The following is a 14,018-nucleotide window of genomic DNA, read 5'->3' on the forward strand; positions in this document are numbered from 1 at the left end:
TCCCACCGTTTATCTGTTAGCATTGTTCTTGGCATGATGAATCGAGTTATGGTTGTTTTTGACAGAATTATTATAACTCACATCATGCCGTCTAAAAAATAATCACGAAAGATCAACACGCCCTATTCATTTATAAAAAGAGATATTAACGGAGCTTAATAAAATTGTTAAATAGAGCATAAAACTCGATAGTATTGATATTGATACTTGGGGGGGATTAAGTTTTGCTATGATAAACATGATCAAGTTGCTGAGTCTACTTGCTCATATCGTGAGTGCACTGATGATATAATGCCACAAGTTTAATCTAACCTTGGAGTTGATATTTTCTTACAATTTATAATATTTTTTGTGTAACTTATAGGTGGTGTCGACATTTTTAAAGACCAAAAATATCAAAAAGTACCGATAATAATTATTGATACTAAAATGCATATTGACTATCTATATTCAGTCAACAACCACTTTTCTTATTTTAAAGATTTATTTCATAAAAATAAGTTAGCAGAGCATGACGTTTAGTTTGATCAAACCTCAATTACTGATTTACTATAATAACTAATTTGCTATGTATTGATGAAAATACAGTATAAAACATATCATGCATTGGACCTGATTGTCCTCTAAATATTGTAAATACAATTACAGAGATTCCAGCTATAATAACCGCATATTCAACTACCGTTATGCCTTGCTTATTTTGAATAAATTTAGCTAGAAAAGTATTAACTAGAATATTCATTATGCATTCTTTCATCACTTTATCCTTTCATTTAATATTATTTGTATTTTTATGTAAATGAATTCCTTTTAATGTTTATTTTACAATTCTAACGACAAATAGAATGAAATTCAAGCAAATGGTTTTTATGTAATCGATTATTTGTTAAATAGTATTCAATAACATCAGTTTGATAATTGATATGTTGCCTTTAAGTAAATTTTTTTAACTTTAGGAAGTACTTGTAAAGTTTACAGTAATCTAAACAACTCCAAAAAAATTGCGCTATATTACACAGTTATTTTAGTTTGTTAGTAGCCTAAATTAAAAGAGTAGAAAAAACACCAAATTATCAATGATAAACACTGGGATTAAAATACATACAGACCATTTCATGTAACTAAAAAAGCTTGGCATGTTAATTTTATTTTGAATTGCAATGCTTTTGACCATAAGGTTAGGTGCATTACCTATATAGCTAAGAGCTCCCATAAAAACTGAACCCATTGAAATAGCGAGTAAGGTTTTTTCTAATATATTCATTAAAATAGTGGCATCGCCCGAAGCTAGATTAAAGAAGACCAAATAAGTGGGGGCATTATCTAAGAATCCTGAAAGTAGACCTGATAGCCAAAAATACATGCTATTGATCGGTTGTCCTTGTTCATTTGTTACTAGTGATACTATTGGGGCTAATGCACCATGGCTACCTGCTCGTAAAATAGCAAGTACAGGGACGATAGTAATAAAAATCCCGATAAACAGCTTAGCAACTTCAATGATAGGCTCCCAATTAAATTCGTTACCGGCACGTACTTGTTTAGGGGTAATTAACATAGAAAATAGGGTAATCATGATAAAAATAGTATCACGAATTAAATTTTGTAAAGCAATATGTGTTCCTAAAACCGTAAAATTAACCGATGAATGCCAAATACCAGACATTAACACGCAGGCAATAATGATTGCCAATAAAAAGATATTGCTTACACCATAAACCTTAATAGCGCTAGCTTTTTTAGCAGAAGTTAATGTAAACGAATCACCATATTGGGTACGAAAGTAGTAGCAATCAATCTTATAATAAATTGCTAATAACAAAATTGAACTAAACAAAACTGGCAACAACATATGTTGAATTGTCCATCCAAAATTAACACCTTTTAAAAAGCCAATAAATAAAGGTGGATCGCCGAGTGGTGTTAATCCACCACCAATGTTCGCCACTAAAAAGATAAAAAAGACAATGGTATGTACGGCATAATTTCGCTGACGATTAGCTCTAATTACAGGTCGAATCATTAACATAGCTGCGCCAGTAGTGCCCATGAGTGAGGCTAACAGTGTACCTATTGCAAGCAAACCAACGTTTAGTTTGGGTGTGCTAAGCACATCGCTCTTAATTAAAATCCCTCCTGAAACGGTAAATAGTGCAAGCAATAACAAAATGAAAGGAATATATTCAGCTATAATTGCATGAGCAGTAAGATTGATGGTGGTTTGTAGACCAAAAGAATATAAGGCAAACAGTACAAACAGCATTGTCCAAAAAGTAATAATTTTGCCATAATGATAATGCCAAAGTCGCGACAGAAATAGCGGCATTAATGCAATAGAAAATAAAATCCCTACAAACGGAATCCCCCAACAAATTGATAAATCATCACCGCTAAAATCAGCAGCTAAAAGATCAAAAGGTATTAGTGTTAAAACAATAAAGGAACAGAGGGCTTTCATTAATTTTTGTATTTTCATTTTTAAAGAGCTCAAATTATAACAAAGTGTTTTAGTTTTATCGAATTTTAAGATTTTTAATAAGGATTGAGCAATAATATTGTAACGGGAATTTAATAATATAAAAACCACCACAAACAACACCACAGTTAGCTATAACCATCTGATTTAATTGGAAATTAAAATTTTAATAAAATCAATAGTCTACCTGAACAATTTTAGAGCAAGAAACACACTTATAGCACCACAATGTTAATAAATTTGCCCTATCAGAGCGCCAAAATATACCGATAACGAAGTAAAGCTAGAACACCAAACAAGGTTGTTGGCGGTGTTTGCGTTTTAGATGTTATCACCAATATTAATCATTCCACAAAAACTAAAAGCTCCTAAAACTAACACCATATTTTAATTAGAAAATTCACCTATTTTATAACTGAATCATTTCTATCTTTATGTTTATTTAAATTTATTTACATTTCTTTACAAAAAAATCCGCCAAAAAACTAGCCAACTATTTTTTAAATGGCTATACTTTAACCGCTACAGGAAAATAAGCTCATTAAATAAGCGAATAATTATAAAAAATAAAATAAAACAAATAATTACTTGACAGGTAAACCATAATGCATTATCATTTTAGACACCAGACACTGGCAAACCTATGTATTAAATTTATCAAATAATCCTATTCGACGAGTTTTTACACGAAGCTTATTTATATCTTCCAAATTATCTCTCTATGTTTTATCGAAATTGTCCCCAAAAAGCTTATTGGTGTTGGGACTGTTATTATTGTTATCTTCATGGAATTTACAGGCGAATAGCAAAAAATATCGAACAGGTAATGGTAGTGATGCAATAATAATACCGTCGCCAGTTATCAATTATGTAAGGCCAAATCTATATAATGGTAAGGGAAAATTTGCAGGCCCAGCTGACATATGGAATCCTGATAAGGGCTTTTTAGTACAATCAATTGATTTCGAATCAATTCATCCTGAATCATATAATCAAAATTTCCCGACCACTGGTCTGGATGGTTTATATTTTGATTTGCTCATAACAGGAATAGAACCAGAAAAATTGACATGGGAACCCGTTACTTTGGGGGGAATTACTGCAACAGTGACAAATGTTGTAGCTGAGGATTGGTGGATTCCTTATGAAGATAGGGGAGTTGTAGCCCGTGTTAAGTTAACAGGTCCAGAGGCAAGAACTCAAAGGAATAATCCTAAACCTAGTCAAATAGCTAAGCCAAGGTTACCACAGACGTTTGAGTTAGTGGGTAGAGATAGAGATGGTGTAGAGGTAGTAAAATATGGATTTGAGTTGAGGCAGTGGTTCGTCTATCGAGATAATCTAAATGGATATCCACATCATAGTGACCAGTTAGCATGGTGTAATGGTTTGGGGTATCGCATGTCGAGGGTAAGGGATTTAAGTAATGCGAAGTGTGGTATTAATTGGCCGTTCTGTTCAAATGGCATAGACGACTCTAGCTCATCAGGTAATTATTACCAGCGTCGAATTGGCGGTGGATTTTTCGCAGAGTGGGGCGAACCGCACAGTTACTTTGGTGGTAAGGACTTCAACAGCCCCTACGCTGTATGCTGGACGAGTGACAAGGCAGGTAGCACCACCCCGTTTCATGTTTCGCTCGATGGCAGCGTCTACAGCAGTGGTGAGTACCTCCCCTTCAATGCTATTTGCACCACACCTTAGTTTTTATTTTTTAATACTTAGGGCGCTAAGCAGGCAAAGCTTGTGAACCTAGCGCTTTAATGACTGAAAGTAAAAACAATGCTCCGACTGATACAATTTTCAAGCTTGCGCTTTTGCTATCAACTGGCTGTTATTAACAAATTATTATTAAATAGCTATTATCAAATAACAAAAGCGCTTTTATTAAAAAGCCAAATTCAACGTAATAAAAAATTAGTCTATAATTGTTTGATTTTATTTAAAAAATAAAATAAAAACTTCAATAAAATCAATAGTCTACCTGAACGTTTTTAGAGTAAAAAACAACGCTACACCGTAGTCATTTTGATTAATTGATTTGTTCGGTTTTCGCATATTGCTGTTAAGTCGTTATAATAGCGGTTATTTGATTTTGGATAAAATAGGACAATCGTGCAAACGCCATTAAAAAAGCTTCAATTACATTGCAGAAACAAACACCAGAATGGCTATGATTTTACAAAGCTCATTAAAATACTGCCTGAGCTGTCTCGATATGTAAATCAGAATTCCTATGGCAATTTATCGATCGATTTTGCCGATCCTATGGCTGTCAAACAGTTAAATAAAGCCTTGTTATTGAATGATTATCAAATAAATTATTGGGATATTCCAGATGGTTATTTGTGTCCGCCCATTCCTGGTCGAGCTGATTATATTCACTATTTGGCTGATTTATTAGCTCAAGACAACCAAAATAGCATTCCAACAGGTAAACAAATTCGGGTTTTAGATATTGGCGTTGGGGCTAATGTGATTTACCCTATTATTGGTTGTGCCGAATATGGTTGGTCATTTGTAGGGAGTGATATTAATCCAGTTGCGATCAAAGTTGCTTTGCTAATTACACAAGCCAATAGGTTATTAAAAAACACTTTGCAGTGTCGATTACAAAAAGACAGTGGATCGATTTTTAAGCATATTATTAAGCCCAATGAATTTTATGCTTTAACCCTGTGCAATCCGCCTTTTCATGCTTCAGCAGAAGATGCATTGGCAAGTACGCAAACCAAATTAAAGAAGTTAGGTAAGCTAACAAATTCCACTCAAAAAACTGTGCTTAATTTTGGTGGACAACATGCCGAGCTTTGGTGTCAAGGTGGTGAAAGTGCTTTTATTAGTAATATGATTAATGAAAGTACTCAATATAAAACTCAATGCCTGTGGTTTACTTCATTAGTTTCAAAAAAAGAGACCTTGTCAATAATTAACAAAAAATTAAAACAAGCTGCTGTTGTTGAAAGCCGTATTATTCCCATGGCGCAAGGGCAAAAAGTGAGTAGGTTTGTAGCGTGGACTTTTTTTAATCAAAATGAACGCCAACAACTTTTGTCAAAAAATTCCCAAAAAACGCAGGCTTAAACATTATAAATAAATTACCTTTATTGACCTTTTTGTTGTAAAAGGTCGTTTAAGTGTGTTTTGTTCATCTGCAATAAAAATACCGATAGCTTATTGTTTTGCTTTTGGTTAAGATGGTGATTATTTAATCTCCTCTATTAACCCATCTCAATTTTCAATAACCATAGGAAATACCGATATGAAAAGTAATCAAACAGCTAAGCTCATTGAGCAGCTACAAGGTATTGTTGGACATAAATATACTTTAACCAATCCAGCACGAACATTACCGTATCGTCAAGGTATTCGCTTTGGCGAAGGTGATGCATTGGCAGTTGTTTTGCCAGGGACATTAATTGAACAGTGGCAGGTGTTAAAGGCATGTGTTGAAGCGGATGTGATTGTCATCACACAATCCGCAAATACTGGATTAACTGGTGGATCAACGCCTGATGGTAATGATTATGATCGTCCTGTTGTTATTGTTAGCACTCGTCGCTTGGATGGTATCAAAGTGATAGAAAATGGTGAACAAGTTGTCTGCTTACCAGGTAGTACACTTTTTCGTCTAGAAAAGGAATTAAAAAAATATCATCGCGGTCCACATTCGGTTATAGGTTCATCTTGCATTGGCGCTTCTGTGATGGGTGGTGTATGTAATAATTCAGGTGGGGCGCTTATTCAGCGTGGTCCTGCTTATACGCAAATGGCGGTGTTTGCTCAATTAGATGCGCAAGGTCAGTTACACTTAGTCAATCATTTAGGTATAGAATTGGGTGATGAACCAGAAACAATTTTACAGAATCTTCAAAATCATACTTATACTGATAAGGATATTAAACGTGATGCTGGTTTAGGTCATGATCACCATTATTGTGAGCATGTTCGTGAAGTAGATGCCGATACGCCTGCTAGATTTAATGCTGATCCTGCTCGTCATTATGAAGCATCAGGTAGTGCTGGGCGTTTGATGGTTTTTGCTGTGCGACTTGATACTTTCCCTTTAGAAAAAAAATCAGCCGTATTTTATATAGGTACAAATGATATCAATGAATTAAATGGTATTCGTCGCCATATTTTAGGCCAATTTAAAACGTTGCCAGTGTCGGGCGAGTATATACACCGTGTGGCGTTTGATATTGCTGCGGTTTATGGAAAACCGACCTTTTTGGCCATTAAAAAGCTAGGTACAGATATGATGCCACGCATGTTTGTGTTTAAGAACTTTGTTGATCGTGTTACCGCTAAAATTCCATTTTTTCCAAAGAATTTTTCGGATCGGTTTTCTATCTTTGCTTGCAAATTTTTGCCAAATCATTTACCAAAATCAATGCGTGATTATCGTGATCGTTATGAACATCACCTTATTTTAAAAATGGCAGATGATGGGATTGCAGAAGCCGAGGCTTTTTTAAAAGACTATTTTCAAAATAAAAATGGTAATTATTTTTTATGTAACGAAAAAGAAGCCGAAGCCGCAATGTTACACCGTTTTGCCGCTGCGGGTGCTGCAACGGCTTATCGTAATGTACATAGCAAAACAGTGGAAAACATTGTTGCATTAGATATCGCACTACGACGTAATGATACCGATTGGTTTGAAACGCTGCCAGAAAACATTGATCAAAACTTTATTTATAAAATGTATTATGGGCATTTTTTCTGTTATGTATTTCATCAAGATTATATAGCTAAAAAAGGGGTAGATTGTGATAAAGTTAAGGAGGAGATTTTAGCATTGCTTGATCAGCGTGGTGCGCAATATCCAGCTGAGCACAATGTGGGGCATTTGTATCATGCCAATGAGGATTTGAAAAAATTCTATCAAGAGCTTGATCCTACAAACAGTCTTAATCCGGGCATAGGTAAAACATCTAAGAAGAAAAATTGGGCTTAATTTTTTAAATTCTAGATGCTATTCATAATTAAAACTAACCGCTAGAAATCACATCTAGCGGTTTTTTCAGAATAATATCACAATAAAACAATTAGTGATTATTTAAATCACACCAACTTTTTTAATTGATATAAAATTTCTAATGCTTGTTTTGGTGTTAAAGCATCAGGATCAATCTGTTTTAACGCTTCTTCAACTTCCGAAGGTTCAGGTTCGTTGATAAAAGAAAGTTGAGATTGAGCAACGCCACTGTTAGCCGTTTGTTTTGAAATAATCTCGAGCTCTTTCAATTTTTGTTTAGCTCGTTTTAGTACTGCCTTAGGCACACCGGCAAGTCCAGCAACAGCAATACCAAAACTTTTACTCGCTGCGCCTTCAGATACTTCGTGGATAAAAGCAACGGTATTATCGTGTTCAATGGCATCAAAGTGGATATTATAAACACCTTGCATATGTTCGGGTAATTGGGTTAATTCAAAGTAATGAGTGGCAAAAAGCGTCATTGATTTGATTTCATTTGCTAAATTTTCGGCACAAGCCCAAGCTAATGAAAGCCCATCATATGTTGAAGTTCCTCGACCAATTTCATCCATTAATACTAAACTTTGTTGAGTTGCATTGTGCATAATGTTAGCCGTTTCGGTCATTTCGACCATAAAAGTGGAGCGACCAGATGCCAAATCATCAGAAGCGCCAATACGTGTAAAAATGCGATCAACTGGTCCAATGACTGCTTTTGATGCAGGGACAAAACTACCAATATAAGACAGTAATACAATTAAAGCAGTTTGACGCATATACGTACTTTTACCGCCCATGTTTGGGCCCGTAATAATTAACATACGTCTGCTTGGTAATAATGAGAGCGAGTTTGCAATAAATGGTGTTTGTAAAACTTGCTCAATCACCACATGTCGGCCATCTTTAATTTCTATTCCTGAGTCGGTTGATAGTGCTGGCTTTTGATAGTTAAGGGTTAGTGCTCGTTCCGCCAAGTTGGTAAGCACATCAAGTTCGGCAATGGCCTCAGCACTGATTTGCATAGTGGCTAGATCTGGCATTAATAGATCAAATAGCTGTTCGTAAAGTTGCTTTTCGAGTGCTAATGCTCGTCCTTTAGAAGTTAGCACTTTATCTTCGTACTCTTTAAGTTCGGGGATGATATATCGCTCAACATTTTTCAGTGTTTGACGACGAGTATAATGAATTGGTGCCAAATGACTTTGCCCACGGCTGATTTGGATATAGTAGCCATGTACAGCATTAAATCCAACTTTTAATGTATCAATGCCAAGTGTTTCACGTTCTCGGATTTCTAACTGTTCTAAATAATTGGTTGCACCATCCGCTAAACTTCGTAGTTCGTCTAGTTCTGCATTATATCCAGTAGCAATAACCCCACCATCACGAATAATTACCGGCGGTGTTTCGACAATAGCCTGATTTAATATTTCGGCTATATGGTCAAATTGATTTATTTTTTTACGCAAGCTAATTAACGCAGGTGAAGTAAGACCACTTAATAGTGTTTGTAATTGTGGTAATAAATTATAAGCATCACGTAAACGAGCAAAATCACGAGGTCTAGCTGTATGTAATGCAAGTCTTGCCAAAATACGTTCCAAATCACCAATTTGTTTTAATAATGGATTAACTTCATCAATATAATTTTGTAATTCGCCAATAGCTTGTTGTCGATTTTGTAATATAGTCAAATTACGAATTGGTGAATGCAACCAACGTTTAAGCATACGGCTACCCATTGGTGTTTGAGTTTTATCAAGTATTTCAGCTACAGTATTTTGAGTTCCACCAGATAGGTTTTCGGTGATTTCTAGATTACGACGTGTTGCGGCATCTAACACGACAAAATCATAAGCCGACTGTTTGATAATTGAACGTATATGAGGTAGAGCTGTGCGTTGAGTATCTTTTACATATTGTAACAAACAGCCAGCTGCACAAAGTGCATAATTACACTCTTCCACACCAAATCCAATTAAATCATTAGTACCAAATTGTAGATTAAGCTGTTGTTTTGATGTTTCAAGATCAAAGTCCCATTGTGGGCGACGGCGCAATCCAGAGTTATTTTCAATTAATGGCATGGATTGAAAATCTTCTGGATATAGTAATTCGACAGGACTTGTACGTTGTAATTCGGCTTGCATTTCCTCGAAATTGTCACATTCAAAAATATAAAATCGTCCTGAACTGATATCGAGCGTGGCATAGCCGTAATAATTTTTATATTGCCAAATTGATGCCAGTAAATTGTCTTTGCGATCTTCTAATAATAGCTCATCACTTACTGTACCAGGAGTTACAATACGGACAATTTTTCGTTCTACTGGTCCTTTACTAGTAGCTGGATCGCCAATCTGTTCACAAATAGCAACAGATTCCCCTAGTGCGATTAATTTTGCTAAATAACTTTCAACCGCATGATAAGGCACTCCCGCCATAGGAATCGGTTCACCATTTGACGAACCACGCTTTGTGAGCGAAATATCTAAAAGTTGCGAGGCACGCTTGGCATCATCATAAAACATCTCATAAAAATCACCCATACGATAAAACAATAAAATATCAGGGTTTTCAGCTTTAAGTTTTAAATACTGCTGCATCATTGGGGTGTGGTTGGCTAAATTGTCTTTATTAGTCATGGTGGTTTTCTTTTTTTATTTTTCAACGTAATAAGTAAATTCATTAGTCTAACAAAGAACCATTAAGATGCATAAATTCGTACTGGTTCTTATTTTTAGTTTAATCATAAATTATGATAAATGTAAGTTGTATAATGTAATCATCTATATAATAATTTTATTATAACTGATTATTGGTTTATTACAGAGGCTATTTGGGGCTTAATGTAAAATGGATATGCTTGCATTTAATTAAAGAATTGGACTCATTACGAGCCCATTATTCTAAATTATGTACTTTTTATGTGGTTTGGTTATTCAACAATATTGAATATAAAAAAGTTTTTATCTTTATATTGCCATATAAATTTTTACATCATTTTTGTACTAATAACCAGATATTTATAATTCGATTTTTTTATGATTAGTTAAGACTTTTAAATTAATAAAATGGGCAAAAGTAACCAATGGATCGTTATTATCAATTTTATTCAGTAAATTATCAAAAATATTTCGCTTTTTTCCTAATCTATTGGTCAATGATTGTAGTACAAGCAATTTTTTTTACTTGTTTGTGTAGTTATACAAATAGTTTCTCTCAGTCTCTTTTTCCTTTGTTCTTACCTTTTTTATTTGCAGCGTTGATTGGTATAATGTATCAAGCTATAGCAGAAAATTTTTTAGATGAACATTTGGAAATATTTTATGATAATGAAAAGATAATATTTATATCATCTAAATTGGGAAAAAAAGAATTTTTATTTTCTCAAATAAAATTTTTTGCTATTTATCGAAACAAAGGTGCTTTTGCTTCTAGTTAGTTTTTCTATAGATATTCAAGAAGATGGAAGCGGACCAATAAAAAAAATACGTTATATTAATCATAAATTCTTTTATCACGATGACGAGAGAAAACAAAGTTATGACATTGTACATAGCTTTATGTATGGAATAGGCTGTGATATTTTACTATATCAATATGATTTAATTAAAGATGAACATTATTCTAATCGTCGTAAAGGAACATATCGTTTAACAAAAATTTATAAACGTAAATAATTACTATAAATTGTAGGATTTACTAGCGTTGTTTACAGTAATTTGAGAAACTACTGTAATGAATATACATAAAAAACAAAACTAACTAGAAAATATTTATTTGTCGGTATTGATGATTTTTCACGTGAGCTTTATGCCAGTATTTACCCAGATAAATTTCAATTTAGCTTGGCACAGTTTTTACAAAACGATGTGTTAGCCCAATGTCCTTATACTACTACATGTATTTATTCTGATAATGGACGTAAATATCAAGGCACCAGCGAACACCTATTTGCTAAAACGTGTAATAACAACCGTATTAATCAAAAATTCACCAAACCCGCCTGCCCACAAACGAATGGGAAAGCCGAAAGAGTGATACAAACTTTGAATTGAAATATGGCATAATCAGCATATATTTAGCGATTCAAAAGAGAGAAAACAAAACTTAAACGCTTTATTAATTTTTATAATACCGTTAAACCGTATAAAGCGATTTTTGGAAAAACGCCTTATGAGTTTTTAGAGGATTATTTTAACCATAAAGTGTAAACAACTCTGCGTTTTCCTACACATTATGTCTATCGTCGAACGAGGAGCTAATGTCCAAGCTGGAAATGTACTAAGGGAACTTAATGCCGCCTACGAATTTGCTATTGGCTTGGGCAAAATTCGTGGTGATTTCGTTAATCCAGTAATTTTAGCCAAAAATAGCCTCACTATGGCTAAAATAAAACTCACATCTAAGAAAGGTCAGCGTGTTTTATCTGAACATGAATTGAAACAATTTTTAGAATGGTTGCCTACAAGTAAGTTACCAAAGAAAGCTAAACAAATATTTATACTAACATTATATACAGGATGTCGAACAGGTGAATGGTGTAATGCAAATTGGAATGATATCGATTTTGATAAGAAAACATTTCATATTAGATTAACAAAAACGGGCACAGAGCGTTATGTTCAACTTTCTACTTATGCAATTAGTTTGTTAAAAGAGATAAAAGCGACAAGCTCCACAGGCTATTTATTCATATCCCCACTTACATGTAAACCACTATCTCAAAAGAAATTAACCGAATATACATGGTGTTTACGAAGAGACAATGGAATGCTAAGTATACCGCATTGGTCACCTCATGATTTACGACGCACTGTACGCACAGGATTATCTCGATTACAATGTCCGAGTGAGGTCGCTGAAGCTGTATTAGGGCATTCGCGTAAAGGTATTGAAGGTACTTATGATCTACATAGTTATGATAATGAGTGTAGAGAATGGTTACAAAAGTGGGGTGATTATTTAGATGAATTACAGCAAAATTCAAAGTAAGAAAGGATATTTATAATGAGTAAATATTCACCACCCTATAATATTACGCCTGCAATTGTGAATTCTATTGCTGAAATAAGTGAATTATTAGGGCATTGGTCTGCAACAGGTAAGCTAGCATCACCACAACTACGTAAAGAAAACCGTATCCGAACTATTCAAGCATCTTTAGCAATTGAGCATAATAGCTTATCCATAGAGCAAGTTACCGCTATTATGGATGGTAAGCATGTTTTAGGACCTGTGCGTGATGTTCAGGAAGTTCGTAATACAATACTTGCTTATGAAAGAGTTCTACAATGGAATAGTGGCAATATAAAACATTTTCAACAAGCACATAAGCTACTTACTAAGGGGTTAGTCGAATATTCAGGGAATTGGCGTAATAGTGGTGTTGGGATCTATCGAGAAAATCAGCTTATTCATATGGCTCCTCAGGCTGATCGCGTACCAATGTTAATGCAGTCACTTTTTGATTGGTTAAATCAGACAGATACTCATCCTTTAATTAAAAGTTGCATTTTTCATTACGAATTAGAGTTTATTCATCCATTTTCAGATGGTAATGGACGAATGGGGCGTTTATGGCAAACATTGATTCTAAGTGAATGGCGTAAAGAGTTAGCTTGGTTACCTGTTGAAACATTAGTTTGTGAAAATCAAGAAAAATACTATCAAGTACTTGGCGAAGCAGATCGAGCCGGTGATTGTACTTGTTTTATAGACTTCATGTTGCAGACTATTGCGAGTAGTTTAAAAGCAAGTATTACCGACACATCAAATCAAAATAATGTCGGAGAAAATGTCGGAGAATTGTCGGAGAAAAATAACACTATTAAGATTACTCAAACAGCTAAAAACATATTAAAAATACTAAAAAATGATTCAACAGCAACTATCGCCGATCTATCAACACAATTAGGTGTGAGCACTAGAACGATTGAACGTAATCTCAAACAGCTTCAGGAGCAAGGACTATTAAAACGTTTAGGTAGTGCGACTAAGGCTGGTTATTGGGGTGTTGTTTCTTTAGAATAATTTAATATAGGGGTATTGTAACTATCCCCTAAAATAGTACAGCAAAAAAGTAGAAAATTCTCTATGATAAAAGAAAAGGGGATTTAATTATGAAAAAATGACTGAACATCAAATCGTCGCTATTTTAAAAGAAGCTGAAGCGGGTATTCCTGTCAAGGAACTTTGCCGTAAATATGGTATGGGTAATTCAACTTTCTATAAATGGCGGGAAAAATATGGCGGAATGGAAACTTCGGATATCAAACGCTTAAAGGAGCTGGAGGCTGAAAATCGCAAGCTTAAGCAGATGTTTGCCGAACTGAGCTTAAAATCTCAGCTTCAGGAAGAAATCATAAAAAAGCTTTAGTGCCCACAAAGGCACGTAAAACGTGGGCACAGCAACTACAACAAAATCATTTAGTTACTATTGCTATGAGTTGTGCCATTGTTGGCTTAAGCCGTTGTGCTTACTATTATCAACCTAAGTTACAGGATGATTCAGTGATTATTTCGGTGTTGAATGCTATCACGGACAGGCATTTACGC

Annotated in this window: 11 protein-coding genes and 2 pseudogenes; 10 read left to right on the forward strand and 3 right to left on the reverse strand. The window is 34.4% G+C overall.

Annotated elements, in window-relative coordinates:
* Positions 1–538 precede the first annotated feature (538 nt).
* On the reverse strand, positions 539–757 hold the full coding sequence (locus tag GYW75_RS12140; RefSeq protein WP_065589327.1) for a Flp family type IVb pilin: 219 nt from the start codon (positions 755–757) through the stop codon (positions 539–541).
* Positions 758–1,045: 288 nt separating this feature from the next.
* On the reverse strand, positions 1,046–2,476 hold the full coding sequence (locus GYW75_RS12145) for a sodium:proton antiporter (protein WP_202983988.1): 1,431 nt from the start codon (positions 2,474–2,476) through the stop codon (positions 1,046–1,048).
* Positions 2,477–3,232: 756 nt separating this feature from the next.
* Here GYW75_RS12145 and GYW75_RS12150 point away from each other — a divergent pair.
* The 3 genes from GYW75_RS12150 to dld all read left to right on the forward strand — a co-directional run bounded on the left by GYW75_RS12150 (position 3,233) and on the right by dld (position 7,436).
* Entirely contained in the window at positions 3,233–4,180 is a 948-nt protein-coding gene (locus tag GYW75_RS12150; RefSeq protein ID WP_174799497.1) for a hypothetical protein, read from the forward strand.
* A gap of 411 nt (positions 4,181–4,591) precedes the next feature.
* Positions 4,592–5,560 (forward strand): 23S rRNA (adenine(1618)-N(6))-methyltransferase RlmF, encoded by a 969-nt coding sequence (rlmF, locus tag GYW75_RS12155; protein WP_202983989.1) that lies wholly within the window; start codon positions 4,592–4,594, stop codon positions 5,558–5,560.
* 178 nt (positions 5,561–5,738) lie between these two features.
* The gene (dld, locus tag GYW75_RS12160; RefSeq protein ID WP_174799498.1) at positions 5,739–7,436 is read left to right on the forward strand and encodes a D-lactate dehydrogenase; all 1,698 of its coding nucleotides are present in this window, start codon (positions 5,739–5,741) and stop codon (positions 7,434–7,436) included.
* 107 nt (positions 7,437–7,543) lie between these two features.
* On the opposite strand, the gene mutS is transcribed toward dld, so the two are convergent.
* Positions 7,544–10,102 carry a DNA mismatch repair protein MutS gene (gene mutS / locus GYW75_RS12165; RefSeq protein ID WP_174799499.1) on the reverse strand — a complete coding sequence of 853 codons (2,559 nt, stop codon included), beginning with the start codon at positions 10,100–10,102 and terminating at the stop codon, positions 7,544–7,546.
* Positions 10,103–10,548: 446 nt separating this feature from the next.
* Between mutS and GYW75_RS12170 the strand changes: the two genes are divergently transcribed.
* The 7 genes and pseudogenes from GYW75_RS12170 to GYW75_RS12200 all read left to right on the forward strand — a co-directional run.
* Positions 10,549–10,902 carry a hypothetical protein gene (locus GYW75_RS12170; RefSeq protein WP_174799500.1) on the forward strand — a complete coding sequence of 118 codons (354 nt, stop codon included), beginning with the start codon at positions 10,549–10,551 and terminating at the stop codon, positions 10,900–10,902.
* Positions 10,889–11,140, forward strand: a complete 252-nt coding sequence (locus tag GYW75_RS12175) for a hypothetical protein (RefSeq protein ID WP_174799501.1) — start codon at positions 10,889–10,891, stop codon at positions 11,138–11,140. The genes GYW75_RS12170 and GYW75_RS12175 overlap by 14 nt, the downstream gene beginning before the upstream one ends.
* Positions 11,141–11,308: 168 nt before the next feature.
* A complete protein-coding gene (locus tag GYW75_RS12180; protein ID WP_411631200.1) occupies positions 11,309–11,518 on the forward strand; it encodes a hypothetical protein in 210 nt (69 codons plus the stop codon).
* Positions 11,519–11,699: 181 nt separating this feature from the next.
* Positions 11,700–12,455, forward strand: a complete 756-nt coding sequence (locus GYW75_RS12185) for a tyrosine-type recombinase/integrase (protein ID WP_174799502.1) — start codon at positions 11,700–11,702, stop codon at positions 12,453–12,455.
* A gap of 15 nt (positions 12,456–12,470) precedes the next feature.
* Positions 12,471–13,493: a Fic family protein gene (locus GYW75_RS12190; RefSeq protein WP_174799503.1), complete on the forward strand. Its 1,023-nt coding sequence runs from the start codon at positions 12,471–12,473 to the stop codon at positions 13,491–13,493.
* 97 nt (positions 13,494–13,590) lie between these two features.
* A pseudogene (locus GYW75_RS12195) lies at positions 13,591–13,804 on the forward strand (transposase); the annotation flags it as partial.
* A gap of 34 nt (positions 13,805–13,838) precedes the next feature.
* Positions 13,839–14,018 (forward strand): annotated as a pseudogene (locus GYW75_RS12200) (hypothetical protein); the annotation flags it as partial.

Origin of the sequence: Gilliamella sp. ESL0232, from assembly GCF_013346885.1 — a bacterium.
Taxonomy (GTDB): Bacteria; Pseudomonadota; Gammaproteobacteria; order Enterobacterales; family Orbaceae; genus Gilliamella; species Gilliamella bombi.